Raw genomic sequence first — 18,626 nt, forward strand, 5'->3', positions numbered from 1 at the left:
ACTGCGGGAGATCCGGTTCAACTTTTTGGACAGGTGTAGACAGGTCCGGAGCTCGGGGTCTAGTTTCTAGACATGCCTGGACAGGTCTACAAGCATCATCGTGTCGCTCATGTGCTGGCCGAGGAGATCCGTGCGGGCGTGCATGCCGACGGCAGCAAGCTGCCCGGCGAGCACGCACTGCGGGAGCGGTTCGGGGTGAGCCGGACGACGGTACGGCAGGCTCTCGGGGTCCTCGGCGAGCAGGGGCTCATCGAGACGCATGCCGGCATCGGGTCGATCGTCACCTTTGACGGCGCTCCTCTCGACCAACAGCTCGGCTGGACCCGTGCGCTCGCCGCACAGGGCACGGAACTGACGACCGAGACCCTACGTTTCGAGCGGACACGGGACGATGCCCTCGCCGACGAACTGGGCCTGGAATCAACGTGGTTCATCGCCCTCGACCGTGTCCGTCGGCTGGCCGACGGACACGGCGTCTCGCTGGAGTTCAGCCGCGTGCCCGCTGTCGGGAGCCTCGCCGACCTGCCCGAGCGCGGACTGGACGACGGCTCCCTGAGCCGCACCCTCGCGGCGGCGGGCCGCATCCCCGACTCCGGTGAGGCGCACATCGCCGTCGCCGGACTCGACACGGACGAGGCCGCGATCCTGCACCGCTCGCCCGGCGAGTCCTTCCTCCGCGTCTCCCAGGTGTTCCGGGGCGCGGACGGGGACGTCGTCGAAAAGGTCACCAGCCTGCTCGATCCGTCCCGGTTCCAACTGCACGTACGGACTGGCCGAGGAGCCCAGCTGTGACTTCCACACCCGATCCCGTCCTGCTCGACCGCGCCCTCGGCGCCTTTTACGGGCTTGCGCTGGGCGACGCCCTCGGGATGCCGACGCAGGTCATGTCCCGCGCCGACGTCGTGCGGGTCTATGGGACGCTGAGCGGCTTCGAGCCCGCGCGGTCCGACAACCCGGTGAGCGCCGGGATGCCGGCCGGATCCGTCACAGACGACACCGACCAGGCGGTGATCGTGGCTCGGCTCCTGGTCGAGGGCGACGGACATGTCGATCCCAGGCGGTTCGCCGAGGAACTCCTGTCCTGGGAGAAGGAGATGAAGGCCAAGGGGTCGTTCGACCTGCTCGGCCCGTCGACGAAAGCAGCCCTGGACGCGGTGACGCGCGGCGTCGACCTCAAGGAGGCAGGCAAGCACGGCACGACGAACGGCGCCGCGATGCGGGTGACGCCGGTCGGCATCGCGTTCGACACCGCCGACACGGAACGCTTCCTGGACCAGGTCGTCGAGTCCTGCCAGGTCACGCATGACACGAACCTCGGGATCGCCGGAGCGTCGGCCGTCGCCGCAGCCGTCTCCACAGGCATCGCCGGCGGTTCACTCGACGATGCCTTCCAGGCCGCGATCACGGTGTCGGCGGCCGGCGCCCGGCGCGGGCACTGGACCGCGGGCGCCAGCATCTCGGCGCGCATCGCCTGGGCACGCGAACTGGTGGCCGGCCTGGACACAGCAGTGGCGCTCGACCGGATCGACGCGCTTATCGGCACCAGCGTCGCCAGCCAGGAGTCGGTCCCGGCCGCGTTCGCGGTACTGGCCCTCACCGACGGCGACCCGTGGCGCTCCGCACTGCTGGCCGCGAATCTCGGCGGTGACAGCGACACCATCGCTGCCATCGCTGGTGGGATCGCGGGGGCCGTGGCGGGGTTCAGCGCCCTGCCCGGCGACGCCGTACGCACCCTGCAAGAGGTCAACGATCTCGAACTGGAATCCCTGACCCGGCAGTTGCTCACCTACCGCACCCGCTGAACCCTTCCCCCCTTCATTTCCCTCTGTACCGAGCACAGGCAAGGAGGTCCCGCGATGGCTGCTTCAACGAAGAACGACCGCGTCGGCACCGTGGAGACCCGTGGGATCGAGCCGGTCCCCGACAGCGAGCGGCACGGTCACGCGAGCCAGATGTTCTGGACGTGGTTCGCCGCCAACATCTCAATCCTGGGTCTGCCGCTCGGCGCGACCCTCGTCGCCTTCCGCGGCTTGAACATCTGGCAGGCCGTCCTCGTCGCGGTCGGCGGTTCGGTGGGCTCGTTCGCACTGGTGGGCGCGTTGAGCATCGCGGGCAAGAAGGGTGGGGCCCCAGCCCTGACGCTGTCACGTGCGGTGTTCGGGCCGCGCGGCAATCACGGGCCGACCCTGGTGACCTGGCTGAGCCGGGTCGGCTGGGAGACGATCACCACGACCACAGCTGCGTACGCGCTGCTCGCCCTGCTCAACACGGTCTTCGGAGCCGGCCGGGGCACCGTCCTTACACTGCTGTGTCTGCTGGTCTTCATCGCCTGCACGCTGATGATCAGCGGGCTCGGGCACGCCACCATCATGTGGATCAACAAGTGGGCGACCGTGGTCTTCGGAGTCCTGAACCTCGTCGTGATGGGCTTCCTTGTGGCGACCGTCGACTGGTCGAAGGTGCTCGACAACCCGGCCGGCCCGGCCAGCGGCGTCATCGCGGGCATCGGTTTCATAGCGGCCGGCACCGGCATCGGATGGGCCAACGCCGGTGCGGACTACGCCCGTTACCTGCCGAGGGCGGTCCCGGGCATGCGGCTCGTGCGCGCCTCGGCGTTCGGGGCCGGCATTCCACTCGTGCTGCTGATCTCCCTGGGCTCGCTCCTCACGGCCGGTGATCCGACGCTCGCCACCTCCGCCGATCCGGTCGCGGCGATCAACGCGATGCTGCCGTCCTGGATGGCGGTCCCGTACCTGATCGCGGCGTTCGGCGGACTGCTGATGTCCAATCACCTCTCCACCTACTCGGCCGGATTGACGATGATCACGCTCGGCATTCGTGTGCCGCGCGCCTGGGCGGTCGTTCTCGATGTCGTCCTGATGTTCCTCGGCGGCATCTACTTCATGCTCGTTGCGGACGACTTCTACGGCCCGTTCAGCACCTTCCTGACTCTGCTGGCCGTGCCGATCTCTGCCTGGATCGGTGTCATCGCCGTCGACATGCTCCGAGGCCGTCACTACGATCCCGCCGGCTTGATGGACACGGGACGCGGCGGCCGCTACTGGTACACCAGCGGGTTCCATCTGCCCGCCGTCGTCGCGTGGCTGGCCGCGATCGCAGCCGGGCTGCTCTTCACCAAGGCCGCGACCGGCGCGGACGATGTGTGGTTCGCCGGGCCGTTGGCCGACTCCTGGCTCGGTACGAACGGCCTCGGGTGGCTCATCGCGATCGTCACAGCCGGCGCGGCCTACGCGCTGCTCGGACGGCGTCAACCGGTGACCGCCGACTCCGCCGCCGGCTCCACCACGCTTGAGGAGGCCACCCGATGAGCAGCGACTACCGAGTCGTCCTTGCAGGGAACGTCATCGTCGACCTGGTCATCGATGTCCCCTCTCTGCCCGAGCGCGGTGGCGATGTCATCGGAACCCGCACCGAGCTGTACGCGGGTGGAGGCTTCAACACACTCACCGCGGCCCGTCGACTGGGTGCCGAAGCCGTGTACGCCGGGCTCCATGGCACTGGCCCCTACGGAGAGTTGGTGCGTGCCTCGCTCGCGGCGGAGGGTATCGGATTGGTACTTCCGGAGCGCTCCGACGGCGACACCGGGTTCTGTGTGGCTCTGGTCGACGGAGGAGGCGAGAGGACCTTTGTCACGAGCTTCGGAGTCGATGCACGCATGACCTCCGACGAGGCGGAGACGATCGCCGCGTCCGTGCGCGGCGGCGACCTGGTGCAGGTGTCCGGCTACAGCCTGGTGATGCAGGTGAACGGCCCTCTGCTGTCCTGCACGGTCGCAAGCCTCGCGGAGGACGTACGTGTCTGCCTCGACCCCGGTCCGCTTGTGGCGGACATCCCGGCCGAGGTCCTGGACCCGGTACTGGCCCGGACCGACTGGTTGAGCTGCAATGCGCGGGAAGCCCAGCTCATGACAGGGATGGCGGAGCCGCGGGAAGCCGCGCACGTGCTGCGCGGGCGCCTCCGGAGCGGGGCCGGGATCGTCGTACGGGCCGACAAGGACGGATGCTGGCTGGCGGCACCGGGCTCTCCTGACATCGTGCACGTCCCCGGGTTTCCCGTGAACGCGGTCGACAGCAACGGGGCCGGCGACGCACACGTTGGCGCGTTCCTGGCCCTGCTGGGGCGCGGAGCATCCGCCTACGACGCGGCGCGCGGGGCGAACGCGGCGGCGGCCTTGTCGGTGACACGGCGAGGTCCTGCGACCGGGCCCACCACGGCCGAACTGACTGCGCTGCTCGGCGAGGAGAAGTCGAGAACACTGGGACTGAGCTGACGGTCTCAGGCCTTGACCTGAGACGGGACAGGACACGCGCTGCGCATCGCAGGATGCTGCCGCTTCTGGCTTCGATCAGCCTGGGCAGGTGGCGCGGGCCATCTGGTCCGGCCGGTATATCGCGCGTTCCTGTGGGGTGAGGTTGCGGCCGTCCGCGCTGAACCCCATCGATAGGACAGGAGCGGCATCTTCAGCCAGGGTGCGGCGCAGGCGCCCGGTGCCGGTGTTCCGCAGCCGCACGATGCGCAGCGGTGCTCGCCCGGCTCGCGGACGGACACGGACCCCGACGTATGCACAACTCGCCGCGAGTTCCTTCATGTTGGAGGACTTCGGTACCCCGCAGACCCCGTCCGGCCCGTGCCCCCGGTGTGGGCAGCCGATGGAATTCACGGCGGTATGCCGACTGTTGCGCCTACTGGCCCGTGACCTTTCCCGCAGGAGCAGGCGGATGACCAACGGTCCCACCGGCCTGACGAGCGTCGGCGGTCTCACCGGCCAGGCCGCCAGCGATGTCGGGCAGGAGGGCCCGCAATGGGCAGTGACGGCCGGGCTGTTGCTGCTCGCAGCGCTCGTCGCCAGCGGACTCGGCGCACTGACCCTGTTGCGCGCCGCGCACGGCTGCCCGTACGCCAAACGCGTCGCCGACGTCGGTACGGGAGGTCGGTCCTTCGCGGTCGAGGTTGTCTCCGTGCGCCGCGGCATCGTCGTGCTGAAGGCTGACGGCGTCGAGACCACCGTGGACCTGGCCCGCGCCGAGTCCGTCACTCCGGTCCCCACCTGCGCAGGGACGGCCCCGACGCCTTGAAGGGGCGTCACACGACTTTTGGGCTTATGGGTTCGCTCGGTGCGGGTTCTCTGTCGAGATCGTGTTCCGAGTGATCGCGGGTCGTCTCAGAAGTGTCTCAGGAGTGTCATCGAGAGACCTGGGTCGTGAGGGCCGTCCGTGTTGTGGATGACGGACCGCGAAACAGCCGCGGCCACTACTTGAAAGGCCCCAACTGCCATGAAGAACAAGCGTTTTGCGATGATCGTCGTAGCCGCCGTTGCCGGTTCGTTCATGCTGACCGCCTGCAACGGTGAGGACGCTGCGACCGGCGCCGGGGCCAGCGCCGCGGCAGGTAGCCCGACCGCCGGCGGACACGCTTCGGCCGGTAGCGGGCACGCCGCCGGGGGCGAGACCGTGCGGGGTGTCGGCCAGTGGGACAAGAACAAGGAGGACGCGAGCTTCTTCGGGTCGGTCCTCAACGGTGCGAACGAGGTGCCGATCGAGGGCGGGCCGGCCGTGGGTGACAAGGACGGGCACGCGCTCGCCCTCATGCGGATCCAGGGCGACCAGGTCTCCTACGCGTTCACGTTCACCGGGACCGAGACGCCGACCCTTGGTCACCTTCACAAGGGTGTCAAGGGTGTCAACGGCGATGTGAAGATCCCGTTCTTCACGAAGAAGCTGGAGGACGGCAAGAAGTTCGTCTACGGCACGGTCACCGTGAAGGATCAGGACCTGCTGGAGGGCATCAAGGCCAATGCCGAGAACTGGTACTTCAACATCCACACCGCGGAGTTCCCGGGCGGTGCGGTGCGTGGTCAGGCCTACAAGCTCTCTTCCGGCGTCGACGTCCCCGACACCATGAGCCCGGAGATCCTCAACTCCCTCGTCAAGAACCCCGAGTAACCGTCACACCCACCAAGCCCGGCGGGACGGCCCCGCCCAGTGCGTGAGTGTCTGTCCGAGAACCCGGCACATCGTAGAGGGGCGGCGCCGCCCGAGGTCGGACTCGTTCGCACGAGGCCGGTTCCTCGAGGGCGCCGCCCCATACGGGCGTTCGGTCAGGCGGCCGGGAAGTTGTCGGGCGTCGCGATGCGGTCACGGATCCAGACGCCCGCGGGCTTCAGGGGCGAAGTGCCGGTCCAGGGCCCGTTGCTGTTGCAGGTTCCGGTCTTGAAGACGGCCCCGGAACGGTTGTCGTCGGAGAAGTTCCAGTTCGTCCAGCTGATCTTCTTGCTCGCCATGAGGTCGAGGTAGCGCTGGGACATGGCGAAGTCGTTGCTTCCCTCGCCGGCGTAGTTCTGGGTGCCGAACTCGGTGACGAAAACCGGGAGCCGGTCGGCGGCACGCGAGAGGGTCGCGAGGTACTCGTCGCGGTGCGAGTACGCGTAGAAGTGGAAGGTGTACATGATGTTGGTCGCGCGGACCGGGTTGTTCACCATTTCGGACTCGTCGGCGCCCTCTGAGACGCCGAACGAGGACCATGCGCGGGTTCCGACCAGGACGGGGGCGTCGGAGTCGATGGCGCGGATGGTCGGGATGATCTGCTCCGCGTAGCTCTTGATCCGCGACCAGCTCACGCCGCTGGGTTCGTTGGCGATCTCGTAGAGGATGTTGTTCTTGTCCTTGTTGCGGTTGGCGATGTCGGTGAAGAACTGCCGGGCCTTGCTCAGGTTGGTGTTCGGGTCGCCGGGGGTGAGCATGTGCCAGTCGACGATCACGTACATACCGCGGTCCGTCGCCTGCTGGATGAGCGAGTGGGCGAGGTTGGTGAAGTGCTGCGGGTTCGTCTCGTACCCACCCTCCTGCACGTAGGTCGAGACACGCAGGACGTCGGCCTTCCAGTCCTGCGCCAGGGCGTTGAGCGAACCGCTGGTCAGGCAGTGCGGGTACCACTGGGTGCCGTGTGTGCTCATGCCGCGCAACTGGATGGGGTTTCCGCGGCTGTTGCAGAGCTTGGTGCCACAGACCTTGAGCTGTCCGTTGAGGCCGACCGGTGTGGTCGCCGCGGGTGTCGCGGCCTTCCGGTCGGTGGTCGCGGAGGCGGAAGCGGAGGCCGAGGCGGTGGGGAGGACGCTCACGAGCAGGAGCAGAACGCTGCTGAGCAGGGCGGCGAGCGCAGCAGGGCGCAACGACCGTGGGGGTGCCGTCATGCGAACTCCGATCACATAGCTGTCTGATAGGAAACTTTCCTATCAGTAGAGAAGCAAGGGACCACGCCCGTATCAAGAGTCCTGACGGCATCCACGGTTCGAGGCGTTCACATCTGGAAGTGAACGTCTGGCGCTCGCGCTGACTTGCCGGTGATCCTCGCCGTCGGCGGACGCCGTCTGGCCAGGGTGCGAGCGGTCGGGCCAAGGCGGTCTACGAGGCCGCAGCGGCCCATTGCCCGATCGCCGTGTATGCGTGTGTGAGCGGGCGCCGACCACTACCGCGGATGCCGCGATCGGCACCAAACTCACCAACGGATGGCGTACTCCCCGCATGCAGCGAGGGTCCGGCAACCTGACCAGCCGCTCTGGCGACTTGGGAAGGTCATCTGAATCGGCGGGGGTTTCGTTGCGTCAGGTGCGGCCACCCCGCCCTGCGACGCTGCGAGTTCACGTGACTCCGCAACGGCCCTGCCCCGGGACCTGCCATGCTGAGCAGGTTCGATTCGATCCTCACACCTTGGAGGCTTGATGCGTGCAGGCGTCGTTGTCGCCGCGCAGCCCGGGGTGGAAGACCTCGCCGTGCGGGCCGAGGAGCTGGGCCTGCACAGTTTCTGGGTCAACGACACCCCGATGGTCCATGGCGATCCCTTCGTGGCCCTGAGCCTGTGTGCGAAGGCCACCAGCCGCATCAGGCTCGGCATCGGCGTGATCTCACCGGCGCTGCGCTCGGCCCCGGCCGCCGCGAGCGGGCTCGCCAGCCTCAACGCTCTGGCGCCGGGCCGGATCATCTGCGGAGTCGGCACCGGAAACACCGCCCGGCGCACCCTGGGCATGCGGCCGACCACGGCGGCCAGGCTGGAGAACTTCACCGTCGCCCTGCAGGACCTGTGCGCCGGACGGTTGACCGAGTACCGGGAAGGTGACCGGGTCCGCGACATCCGGTTCCTGCACGCCGGGGCGCACGTGAACACCGCCGACCCGATCGAGTTCGTCGTGGCCGCGCTCGGACCGAAGGCCGCCGCCGTCGCCGGCCGCCGCGGCACCGGCCTCATCTCCTTCGGCCTGCTGGACCCCACCGCCTGGCACGCGCTGCACGACACCCGGCGCCACGCCGCCCAGGGCACACCCCACGACCCCGATTTCCACACGGGCTCCCAGTCGGACTCCTACGTGGTCACCTCGCTCCACCTGCTCGACGAGGACGAGGATCCCCACGGCGACGCGGCCCGGGACGCGACGGGCCACCTCGTCCTGTCACTGCTGGCCTTCGCCGCCGATACAGCCGCCGACACGCCGGCCTTCGCCGAGCAACTGGGCCCCGAGGAACGCGAGGCGGTGCGGCGGCTCCTCGACCGGCGCGGCACTACTGCCACCGCGCCGGACCGGCACACCAAGCTCTACCCCAACTATCTCGGACGCATCGCACCGCAGGACCGTGACCTGGTTCTGCCCTCGCTGATGAACACCTTGGCCCTGGTCGGCACCCGCGACGACCTCTTCGCCCGCATCACCACCCTGGAACAGGCCGGCGTCGACGAACTCCTCATCCAGCCGGTGATCGACCCGCCCACCGAAATGGCTCTGCTCGCGAAACTGCTCACCTGAGCCGACACGCCTGCCACCTGGATTCGCCGAGAGCAACGATTACTTCGCTGCCCCTGGGTTTTCGTGCTTGTGGGCATTGAAGCGCGCCTTCTTCTGGCGATTCCCGCACGTGTTCATGTCGCACCATCTGCGGGTGCGGCTTTGGCTGGTGTCGAAGAAGGCTGCTTGGCAGGTTGGCGATGCGCACAAGGCCAGTTTTCCGTCCCGTTCGCCTGCGATGACGCTGATGGCGTCGGCGGCGATCACGCCCAGGGCGTCCTCCACGGAGGACGCCGAGCCAAGTCGCCATTGCCGAATGCCCTCGGGTGTCAGGGCAGCCGCGGCCCGACCCTGAGCGCTGTAGTCATTGATGATCTGGACAGCAGACGCAGGGAGAGGGTCTCGGCGCGCGGCCGCTGTCGCGGCGGCGTGAATTGCTTCCCTCAGCTCCTTGGCGCGTTCGAGCTGGACGGTGGTGCAGGACTCCACGGCGAGGCCGCTCACCGCCAGCCAGTCGACGAGTCGGTTCGGCGTGGGGATGCGCTCCACGGCGTCGCCACGGCGCTCCGACAGGGTCCCCGTGAAGCTGGTCGCCAGCACCTTACCGAGACGGAAGTCAGGAAACCGAGCGCTCATGGAACCACCTTAGCTGGTTGCGCGCCGACATCGAGGCCTGTTAGAACCGTCTTAGCCGGTTCCGGCAGGCTCGAAGCCGGTTCCATCGATGATCAGGAGGTCTCATGTCCACGCACCGGTGCGTCACCGACGCTGCGGCCACCATCGATCGTGGCGTCGTCACCACGTCAGCTCACCGCGGCGAGGGCATCTCATGAACCGTCCAACCAGCGACGTGCAAGCATTCGAAGCCCACGCAACCGACACCGACCTCGACGACCTGCGCGCGCGACTGGCCGCAGCACGGCTGCCGGAAGCCGAGACGGTCTACCGCGCCGCGCCCGACCCACGCCGATGGGATCAGGGCGTTCCTCTCGCCGACCTCGTCGATGTCGTGAACTACTGGCGCACCGGGTACAACTGGCGGTCGTTCGAAAAGCGCCTCAATGAGATCGGCCAGTTCCGCACGACCATCGACGATCTGGGAATCCACTTCCTGCACCGTCGATCCACCCGCGCAGACGCCACCCCTCTGATCCTGACGCACGGCTGGCCAGGCAGCGTTGCCGAGTTCACCCATGTCATGGACGAACTGGCAGATCCGAAAAACGCAGACGCGCCGGCGTTCCACGTCGTAGCCCCGTCGCTGCCAGGTTTCGGCTACAGCGACAAGCCGGCCACCACCGGGTGGGGAATCGAGAAGATCGCGGCCGCGTGGGTGGAACTGATGGCAAGGCTCGGCTACGGCAAGTTCGTGGCCCACGGCGGCGACTGGGGAGGTGTGATCACGACAATCCTCGGCGGCAGGTTCCCGGAGCACGTGATCGGCATCCACACCACGACCGCGCAGGCACCACCCGGGCTGTCAACGGACGGGCTGACGGTGGGCGAGCGTAAATGGGCCGAGGAAACCCGCGATTTCTGGGGCGGTCCCCGCGCGGCGTACGCGAAGCAGCAGTCGATCCGACCGCAGACCGTCGGCTACTCGCTCGTCGACTCACCGGTCGGGCTTCTCGCCTGGATCCTCGACAAGTTCGCTGAGTGGACGGATACCGCAGACAGCCCGTTCGAGACGATTTCCAGAGACAGGATCCTTGACGACGTCACCCTGTATTGGCTGACGCGGTCCGGCGCATCGTCGGCCCGCATCTACTACGAGAGCCACAACTCGCTCGACCCGGAACTTCGGGTCGATGTCCCGTCGGCAATCAGTGTGTATCCCCGCGACATCGAGAAGTGTCCGCGTGCCTGGGCACAGGAGCGGTACCGGCAGATCGTCCGATGGAGGTCGCCCGAAACCGGGGGACATTTCCCGTCGCTGGAGGTTCCCGAGTACTTCGTCAGGGATCTACAGGAAGGACTGGCGGCAGTGCTGGCTGCCGGCGGTAGTCGGTCATGACGTTGTCGACGCCGGCGTGAAGGCGGCTACAGCGAGATCCCCCGGGGCAGGGCCCGGGGGATCTCCTGCTTTCTCGGGCCGGATCTCACATGTCGACGCCGACGAACTGCTTGCCCTGGTCGTTCACCACGATCACCGAGTCGACCTCGTCGGGCGCCACGGCGGCGGAGCCGTTGAGGCCGCCCTCGCCGGGCTGAGGGCTGGCCGTCGGGGCGGGTCCGGAGGAGACGACCCAGCTCGCGGCCGTCTCCTGGTGCCCGTCCTTGGAGACCACCACCAGCCGGCACCGCTCACCGCTCGGGACACCGGCGACCGAGGCGTTCACACGGACCCAGTCGCTCGCCGGAGTGAGCTCCACCGTCATCGAGGCCTTCGTGTCGCTGTCGGTCGCCGCCGCGACCATGACCCCCTCCTGGGGCGGCGAGCTCGACGTGGACGGCGAGGCGGAGGGAGACGTGGACGGAGACGTGGAGGGAGGGGCCGCTGTGACGCTTCCAGAGTCGTTCCCTCCTATCGCGTAGCCCCCGAGAAACAGGATCGCCGCCGACGCGGCGGCACCCAGCCCCACCGCCAGGGACCGGCGCCGCCAGGCGCTCGCCTGCTCGGCGCGCACCTGACGCAGGGTGCGCTGGAGCAGCAGATCCCCGTCCTCGGGCGGGCCTTCGAGGAACGCCTCCGGCGGAACCTCGCCGAGCGCCGCCTCCATCTCCTGGAGCGCGGTCAGTTCCATTCGGCATTCCTCGCACTCGGCGGTGTGTTCCTCGAGTGTCGACCGCTCGTCGGCCGCCAGGATGCCCAGAACGTAGGCGCCGAGCAGGTCGCCGTTCGGATGCTGTCGTGTGCTCATGCCGCCCCCACCTTTCCAAGCTTCAGGGCACTCTCGGGGTTGCTGGGGGTGTACAACTTGCGCAACGCCTTCAGGGCGTGATGAGCGCGGGACTTGACCGTACCCTCAGGTATGCCCAGCCGTCCCGCGGCTTCCGAAGCCGTGCGACCGCGGTAGTAGATCTCCACCAGGACTTCCCGGTGTTCGGGCTTGAGCTGGTTGAGCGCGTCCATCATGACCACCGAGTCGACCACCTCCTGGGAGTGGTCACGGTGGACCGGCGTGACCGTCTCGGTCTCGGCCACCTCGTTGGGGCGGGCGGCCTTCGCCCGGTACCGGTCGGTGACGATGTTCCTGGCCACCGTGAGCAGCCAACCCCTCAGTGATCCTTGGGGGTTGGCGATGACCTCGGGGTGTCGCCAGGCCCGGATCAGTGTTTCCTGCACCACGTCCTCGGCGGCGGCCCGGTCGCCGGTCAGTCGCGTCGCGTAGGCGAGCAGGGCCTTGCCGTGCTCCGCGTAGAGCGTGCGGATCAGTGCTTCATGACTCGTGGCCTGTGGGCCACGAGTTCGTAGGATCGCCATGTGGTTACTCCATCCCCGTGGGTTCACCAGAGACACGAAGTGCCGCCAGGGCAGAGTTCGGAGTCGCACAGTGACCTGCGTCACTGGTATTCGGCGTTCAGACGCCGTGCGTCTTGTTACCGAATGACGATGCGCCAGGGCCATCTGTGACGCGTGGGTGACCGGCCCGGGACCCGTGGCGAGAGCGGTCGTGCGCATCGTGTTCCAACTTTCCCTAGACCGCCGCCACTTCGGCAGCGCTTCAACTTGTCCTACGCGGCGAAGGCAGGGATCGGGTCTCTGCGCGGCGAGATTCATGTGATTCCGCCGCGGTCACCGCGCCCTCGGGGCGGGCCCACTCCTGCTCCGCACGCGTCCGTTGGGCCTCCGTAACATCCCCTGTCTCCCACGCGTGTTCATCTCGAAGGCCCCAGAGCGAGCGGGAAGCTCGTTCGACGACTCCCACGGCTTCGACGCGTTCTACACGAGCACGGCCAAGCGGATGGTCGCCACGGTCTATGCGATGACTGGCGATCCGGCGGAGGCGGAGGACGCGGTGCAGGAGTCGTACGTACGTGCCTGGCAGCGCTGGCGCGGCTGGTCCGTGGCGGGGACCCGCTGCCGTGGGTGCGCACGGTGGCGATGCGCCTGGCGATCAGTACCTGGCGCCGTACACGAGGGCGGCTGCGCGCCCACTTCCGGCACGGCCCGCAGGCGGACGTGCCCGAACTCTCCGCGGACCGGGTGGCGTTGGTGGTGGCCCTGCGCGAGCTCAGCCCGGACCAGCGCCAGGCGGCGATCCTGCACCACTTGCTGGACCTCTCCGTGGAGCAGGTGGCCCGCGAGACCGGCGCGTCCAGCGGGGCTGTTCGCACCCGGCTCAGCCGGGCCCGCAGAATCCTCGGCGAGCGGCTCGCCGAGGCCGATTCCGCTTTCACCTCCAAGGGGGTTGCCTGCCATGGCTGACGTCGAGGAACTGCTGGATGAGACCGGACTGCGGCTATCGTCGGCGGCGGTACGCGCACGGGGGAACCGGCGCCGGACCCGTCGCCGGGCGACCGCGGCGGCCGCGGCCGTGGTGGCGGTCGCGCTGCGTGCGGCGCTGGCCGTGCTGCCGGGGACACGACGCGGGCGGCCCGCCCGCCGAGCCCGCCTACGGCGTCTCCGACGGCGGAGCGGGCGTACGACTTCCTGTACGACAACCCGTACAACAAGAACGGGAAGATCAGACTCTGGGGTCTCAATCGATTCGCCACACCGGTCAAGGCCGGGCGGCAGACAGACCGGAAGCCCTTGCACGTGCCGCTGCCTTCGCCGGCCTTCGACCTGCCCTGCACGTACGCCCGCGCGGACGGACGGTTCCAGAAACGCTGGACCGCCTCTTTCCATGCCGACAACGGGGCGGTGGTCCGCCATCGATACATGGAGTACGACACGAAGGCCCACGCGGGCCGTCAACTCGTGTCGTTCCGCACCCAACTCGCATTGTGCGACGTACGACCGGGATATCGGCTCCCCGGCAAGGTCGGATACCAGGGTGCCGACACAAAGGGGGCAGCACTTCGACATCACCATCGAATACGGCGAGCGCTGGATCTCGGTGATCGAAAAGTCGGACTGGCTGTCATGGGAACAGCGCAAGTCGTGACTGTCCCAGCTGGGTCGGGGACGGGCTGCCGTGTGTCCTTGCGGACGCCGGTTCTCCCGTCCCCGCCCGCCGAAACCGATGACGTCGGAATGCGGTTCAGGAGGAACCGACGATCTCCCCGGAGTTGTGCGGATTGAGGAACATGGCCTCCTGCGGCACATGCGCCGGCACACCGTCCCGCGGATCGGGGCGGGGAACGTAGACGGGGGCATCCGTCTGGTAGAAGAGGTCGATGTCGGCCTCCTCGCCGCCGACGATCAGGGTGTCCCACGCCCCGCTCTCCAGGAGGGTCCGCAGGGTGTCGGGCCCGATCCTCGAGAGGTGCTCGCGCAGTGCCTCGTCGGTGGGCAGTCCGGGCAGGCGGGTCGCCAGCCGCTCACGGATGGCGCCCATGCGCTCGACCAGCAGGTCGAGGTCGGACCGCTGCGGCTCCAGGCCCGGGTCCATGCTGCGCGCGACGATGTCCTTGATCGCACGGGTGACGCCCTGCTCGTCGGTGCTCACCATCGCGTTCCAGGCCCGGCTCTTGTGCCGGTACTGGAGCATCGACATCGCCGCCTCGTGCCGGATGAAGTCGGCGTCGCGCAGCGGACGCCCCTGCCAGGCCCGGCTCAGTGAGCGGGCGAGCGAGGTCGCGGACGCGAGGCCGCTGTTGAGGCCGCGACCGGGCCAGAAGTGGATGGCATTCGCCGCGTCGCCCAACAGGAAGCCGAAGGTCCCCGGTGACGTCCCAGTCGGACGGGTGAGCTGGGCCGTGAACCGCGGGCGCTGCACCATGTCCAGACGGAACGAGGTGATCGCGGTGAGATCGTCATCGGCCACCCCGAACAGCTTGAGCCCTTCCCGGATGCGCTTCCACAAGGGGGAGTTGCGCAGCAGGGCGGGAAGGAACAGCGTGCCGTGCGTGGGGCAGACGAACTCGTTGTCCTCGGCGCGACCCATGACGCAGGGCCGCGCGGCGATGCACTCCTCGAAGACCTTGCGGACGGGATCGATACCGATCACGTTCTCGGCCTCCTCGCGGGTGAGCCGCATGTTGAGAAAGCCCTCGCCGCGCAGCGAGTTGAGCAGGAACCGGTTCTGCGCCACGGTCAGCAGCACGCTCATCGGATCGGTCAGCCCCGACTTGACCCGCAGCCCGAGCACGACGTCCTGGAGGTGCTCGCCGTCGAGGGAGTAGACCGAGGCGTCGGCCGCGCCGAAGCGGTCGGCGTAGTACTCGCGGGTCCGGGAGCGTCCGCCCTCGGCGATGACGAGGACGTGCTGCTGCGCGATGCCTTCCTGCTCCTCCGAGGCATCGAAACGCTTGGGGACGAGCCTGATGGCCGGTCTCTGGTTCGCGAGCTCCAACAGCCGGTCCTCCACGTGGGCGATCCGGATGTTGCGCGGAGGCCGGCCGTCGACCGAGTCCGGTCCGACGGGCCACATCTCCGAGTAGCCGCCCGCGTCGAACAGCGCCTCCCGCACGTGGTCGGACAGTGCCATGTACTGCCGGCTCTGGACGGTCACCACCTGCTGGCGCCGGACGTTGCCGAGCTTCTCGTCCTTCCAGACGATGCTCGATCCCTCCCTGGTCCAGCGCCCGTCGTGGACGGTCACGGCCACCCGTCCCCGGAGCTGCTCCTCCAGCGCCAGGGCGAACGCGAGACCGACCGGCCCGCCCCCGCTGACGGTGACCTGGAGCGTGCCGGGGGCGACGGAGGTGACGCGCGGGGCGTCGAGCAGGGAGAGGTCCATGACCGTCTCCATCGCGTCCTGCGCCTCGTAGAGGAAGGTCTCGTCGCCGATCCGGATGCAGTCGTTGGGGCGCAGGACGTGCCGTGTGACGCGCTGCCCGTTGACGTGGGTCCCGTTGCGGCTGTCGCGGTCGTAGAGCACGTGACCGGCGTCCTCGGTCACGATCTCGGCGTGCAGACGTGAGGCGCTGGCGCTCACGATGACGATGCCGTTGTCGCTCTTGCGGCCGAACGACAGTGACGCACCGTCGAGAACCATGCTCTGACCAGTGAACGGACCTGTGCGTCCCACGATGACGGATGGCACTGCGTACTCCTCGTGATGGTGCTCGGCTGCGAAGACGCGTCCGCCCTGTGGCCGTTCCGGCGCGAGGGCGGACGCGTACGACACCAACACGTAGGTGATCCGGGACCGGGTTCAATGCTTCCGGTTCCTGTTCGAGTTCAGGTTCGGGCTCTGGAGTCGGAACCTGAACTCGAACAGGAACGGATTGTTCTCGGACCGGACTTGGCTACGCCCCCGCGTCCGTGCACGTGATGGAGAAGGGCACCGTGTTCGAACTCGTCAGTTCCGGACCTTTGACCTGCACCCCGATCTCGCTCTTGAAGGTTCCGGATTTGTGCCACGCCGTGAGCCGCACCGTGTCCTGCCCCGTACGGTCGCCGCCCTCCGGGAAGGTGACGGTCCGCCATTCCCGGTCGACGACCGAGCCGTCCTTGGACACCCAGCGGTAGGTGAGCTCGGCCGGTGCATGGTCCACGGCGAACGTGACCGTGAACGTGGGCGCTTGCTCCGCCGGCGGTGGACAGGCGCCCGAGTAGGTGGTGTTGGCCCCGGTCACCGTCACACGGATCATCTGGGCTGCGGCATTTTCCTGCCCCTGCTGGTCCGGGCTCGGCACGGCGGCGGGCTCCGCGTCGTCCTTCGATCCGCCGTCCGCGTTCGTGGAAGGGGAAGCGGACGGGGAACCGGTCGCGGTGGCCCGGTTCGGGTCCGCCGTGCCGTCGTCCCCCTGTCCGATCAGGGCGTAGCTCAGCCCGGCGACGGCCATGACACAGGCGACCGCTCCGGCGACGATAACGGCGGAGATGCGTCGGCTGTGCCGACGGGCCTCGGGGGCCGGCGGCGTATAGGGGGCGGAGTGCGAAGGGGATGAGTGCGTGGGAGATGAGTGCGAAGGGGCGGAGTGCGTCGGCTCCGGTTGCGCGGGTCCTCCCGTGACGGTCGGTGCCGACTCGGGCGTACTCGTCGCGACTGTGGGTGTCGGCGTCGGAGCCGGCGGGGCGGTGGCCGCCCCGCCGGACGATGACGCGACCGTCCCGGCCGCGGGCGGCTCTGTGGCGCTGGGCGGGTCCTGGGCCCGGGGGATGCGCGGGTCCTCGGCGAGGGGTGTATCCACCACGGTCGGTGTGGCGGGGATCTCGGGTGTGCCGCCCGCCGCGACGAGGCGCAGATTCTTCTCGGCCTGCTCGGCCGGCGTCCGGTCCGCCGGCTCCTTGCGCAGCAGCCCCTCGATGACGGAGCCCAGCGGCCCTGCCTTGCGCGCGGGCGGCAGTTCGTCGTCGACGATGGCGCGCAGGGTGCTGAGAGGGGTGTCCAGGCGGTAGGGGGAGATGCCCTCGACCGCCGCGTAGAGGAGGACACCGAGGGACCAAAGGTCGGACTCCGGGCCGGGGTTGCGGCCCAGGGCGCGCTCGGGTGGCAGGTACTCGGGTGAGCCGATGACCTCACCGGTCCTGGTGAGGGAGGAGTCGCCCTCGACCGTGGCGATGCCGAAGTCGGTCAGGACCACCCTGCCGTCGCCGGCGATCAGGACGTTGGCCGGCTTCACATCGCGGTGGAGGACCCCGGCGGCGTGCGCGGCGCGCAGGGCGGCCAGGATCTCGGCGCCGATCTCCGCGGCCCGCGCGGGGCTGAGGGAGCCCTGGTCGAGCAGGTCGGCCAGGGACTGTCCGCGGACGAGCTCCATGACGATCCACGGACGGCCGTCCTCGGTGGCGACATCGAAGACGGTGACCACGTTGGGGTGGGTCACCCGGGCCGCGGCCCAGGCCTCGCGTTCCAGCCGGGTGTACATGCGCTCGACGTCCGGAGCGGGAAGACCCGCGGGGGCACGCACCTCTTTGACGGCGACTTCGCGCTGCAGCACCTCGTCGTGGGCGCGCCACACCGTGCCCATGCCGCCCTCGCCGAGGGGGGCCAGCAGTCGGTAGCGACCCGCGATCACGCACTCACGGCCCGGCTCCGCCGGCACGGTCTCCTCGTTGTTCATCGGGGCGATTTTTCCTCTCTTCATGAAGCGGCCGGAGCGAGCACGGAGTCGGCCGCCCGGCGGGCCGCTTCCGCCGGACCGGACGAGTTCACGACACCGCGACACCGCGGCGGCGCTCACCTCCCGGGCCGGGCCAGTAGCTGCTACGTGCTACACGTGGGAGGAAGCCTCAAGAGTTCAACCTGGCGAAAGAAAACTGCCGCTGCGTCTTCGGGGCGACAGCCGCCGGGCATGAAGCGGTACGGAGCGGTCCGTTCGGAGGGGATGGCCGTGGCCCGCCACGGTGCCGGCGAAACCGCCGGCACGGCAGCGGCAGCCGGAACACGCCAGGGCCACCTCGGTGGATCCGCCGCCCTCCATGCGCAGGGCGACGACGTCCGGCCGCGTACAGAAACGGGCGGGCTGTGCACGGGGGAGTACACCCCCTGCCGCCCTGCAAAGCCGCCGTGTCCACGGTGACGTGGGCAGCAGCGGAACCCGTAGGCCGGTGACCGCACTTCGCCGCCGGGGAGCTTCACGCGGGCTGCGGCTGCTGGGACGGTGAGCTGCTCATGTCCGGCGGCCCGAGAACGGCCGGAACGGCTGTAGACGGCATCGGTTTCCCCGCCCAGGATGGCTTCCGGAATGGGCCGCCGGGGCGGCGGCCCGTCGAACCGATGAGGGGTAGGCTCCCTACGGCCTGGTCCCGTCGAGCGGAGCGGACCCGGCCCATCGGCTCACGCCCGTGACCGGGCGGCGTCGACCCTCATCGGCTTCGCTTGTCGGTACATCG

The 18,626-nt window shown here is 68.7% G+C and carries 14 protein-coding genes and 1 pseudogene; 9 read left to right on the forward strand and 6 right to left on the reverse strand.

The features are described 5' to 3' along the window. Window positions 1–72: 72 nt before the first annotated feature. The 6 genes from ACN20J_RS48920 (at window position 73) to ACN20J_RS48945 (ending at window position 5,963) form a co-directional block, all read left to right on the forward strand. Entirely contained in the window at window positions 73–792 is a 720-nt protein-coding gene (locus ACN20J_RS48920; protein WP_419668685.1) for a GntR family transcriptional regulator, read from the forward strand. Continuing rightward, window positions 789–1,802: an ADP-ribosylglycohydrolase family protein gene (locus tag ACN20J_RS48925; protein ID WP_257678038.1), complete on the forward strand. Its 1,014-nt coding sequence runs from the start codon at window positions 789–791 to the stop codon at window positions 1,800–1,802. Before ACN20J_RS48920 ends, ACN20J_RS48925 begins: the two co-directional genes overlap by 4 nt. A 54-nt stretch (window positions 1,803–1,856) precedes the next feature. Beyond that, entirely contained in the window at window positions 1,857–3,329 is a 1,473-nt protein-coding gene (locus ACN20J_RS48930) for a purine-cytosine permease family protein (RefSeq protein ID WP_419668686.1), read from the forward strand. Next, complete coding sequence (locus ACN20J_RS48935) at window positions 3,326–4,291, forward strand: PfkB family carbohydrate kinase (RefSeq protein WP_419668687.1); 966 nt, start codon at window positions 3,326–3,328, stop codon at window positions 4,289–4,291. The genes ACN20J_RS48930 and ACN20J_RS48935 overlap by 4 nt, the downstream gene beginning before the upstream one ends. Before the next feature lie 448 nt (window positions 4,292–4,739). Continuing rightward, the gene (locus tag ACN20J_RS48940) at window positions 4,740–5,096 is read left to right on the forward strand and encodes a hypothetical protein (protein ID WP_419668688.1); all 357 of its coding nucleotides are present in this window, start codon (window positions 4,740–4,742) and stop codon (window positions 5,094–5,096) included. 219 nt (window positions 5,097–5,315) lie between these two features. Continuing rightward, entirely contained in the window at window positions 5,316–5,963 is a 648-nt protein-coding gene (locus tag ACN20J_RS48945) for a CHRD domain-containing protein (protein WP_259334151.1), read from the forward strand. Window positions 5,964–6,118: 155 nt separating this feature from the next. On the opposite strand, the gene ACN20J_RS48950 is transcribed toward ACN20J_RS48945, so the two are convergent. Next, the gene (locus ACN20J_RS48950; RefSeq protein WP_419668689.1) at window positions 6,119–7,210 is read right to left on the reverse strand and encodes a glycoside hydrolase family 5 protein; all 1,092 of its coding nucleotides are present in this window, start codon (window positions 7,208–7,210) and stop codon (window positions 6,119–6,121) included. A 528-nt stretch (window positions 7,211–7,738) separates the two neighbouring features. Here ACN20J_RS48950 and ACN20J_RS48955 point away from each other — a divergent pair. Continuing rightward, complete coding sequence (locus ACN20J_RS48955; protein WP_419668690.1) at window positions 7,739–8,815, forward strand: LLM class flavin-dependent oxidoreductase; 1,077 nt, start codon at window positions 7,739–7,741, stop codon at window positions 8,813–8,815. Window positions 8,816–8,854: 39 nt separating this feature from the next. Here the strand turns inward: ACN20J_RS48955 and ACN20J_RS48960 are convergent, their stop codons facing one another. Beyond that, window positions 8,855–9,430 carry a CGNR zinc finger domain-containing protein gene (locus tag ACN20J_RS48960; protein WP_419668691.1) on the reverse strand — a complete coding sequence of 192 codons (576 nt, stop codon included), beginning with the start codon at window positions 9,428–9,430 and terminating at the stop codon, window positions 8,855–8,857. A gap of 193 nt (window positions 9,431–9,623) precedes the next feature. Between ACN20J_RS48960 and ACN20J_RS48965 the strand changes: the two genes are divergently transcribed. Then, window positions 9,624–10,808, forward strand: coding sequence for an epoxide hydrolase family protein (locus ACN20J_RS48965; protein ID WP_419668692.1), 1,185 nt, complete (start codon window positions 9,624–9,626; stop codon window positions 10,806–10,808). Window positions 10,809–10,893: 85 nt separating this feature from the next. Here the strand turns inward: ACN20J_RS48965 and ACN20J_RS48970 are convergent, their stop codons facing one another. Further along, window positions 10,894–11,655 carry a zf-HC2 domain-containing protein gene (locus ACN20J_RS48970; RefSeq protein ID WP_419668693.1) on the reverse strand — a complete coding sequence of 254 codons (762 nt, stop codon included), beginning with the start codon at window positions 11,653–11,655 and terminating at the stop codon, window positions 10,894–10,896. Further along, window positions 11,652–12,218, reverse strand: coding sequence for a sigma-70 family RNA polymerase sigma factor (locus ACN20J_RS48975; RefSeq protein WP_419668694.1), 567 nt, complete (start codon window positions 12,216–12,218; stop codon window positions 11,652–11,654). The genes ACN20J_RS48970 and ACN20J_RS48975 overlap by 4 nt, the downstream gene beginning before the upstream one ends. Window positions 12,219–12,699: 481 nt before the next feature. Here ACN20J_RS48975 and ACN20J_RS48980 point away from each other — a divergent pair. Beyond that, window positions 12,700–13,163 (forward strand): annotated as a pseudogene (locus ACN20J_RS48980) (SigE family RNA polymerase sigma factor). Window positions 13,164–13,941: 778 nt separating this feature from the next. On the opposite strand, the gene ACN20J_RS48985 reads toward ACN20J_RS48980, so the two are convergent. Together ACN20J_RS48985 and ACN20J_RS48990 are read right to left on the reverse strand one after the other, a co-directional pair. Then, complete coding sequence (locus ACN20J_RS48985) at window positions 13,942–15,888, reverse strand: FHA domain-containing protein (protein WP_419668695.1); 1,947 nt, start codon at window positions 15,886–15,888, stop codon at window positions 13,942–13,944. A 205-nt stretch (window positions 15,889–16,093) separates the two neighbouring features. After that, window positions 16,094–17,854 (reverse strand): protein kinase domain-containing protein, encoded by a 1,761-nt coding sequence (locus ACN20J_RS48990; RefSeq protein ID WP_419668696.1) that lies wholly within the window; start codon window positions 17,852–17,854, stop codon window positions 16,094–16,096. Between the last annotated feature and the right edge of the window lie 772 nt (window positions 17,855–18,626).

Origin of the sequence: Streptomyces sp. 2-1 (genome assembly GCF_048564895.1) — a bacterium.
Classification (GTDB): domain Bacteria; phylum Actinomycetota; class Actinomycetes; order Streptomycetales; family Streptomycetaceae; genus Streptomyces; species Streptomyces phaeochromogenes.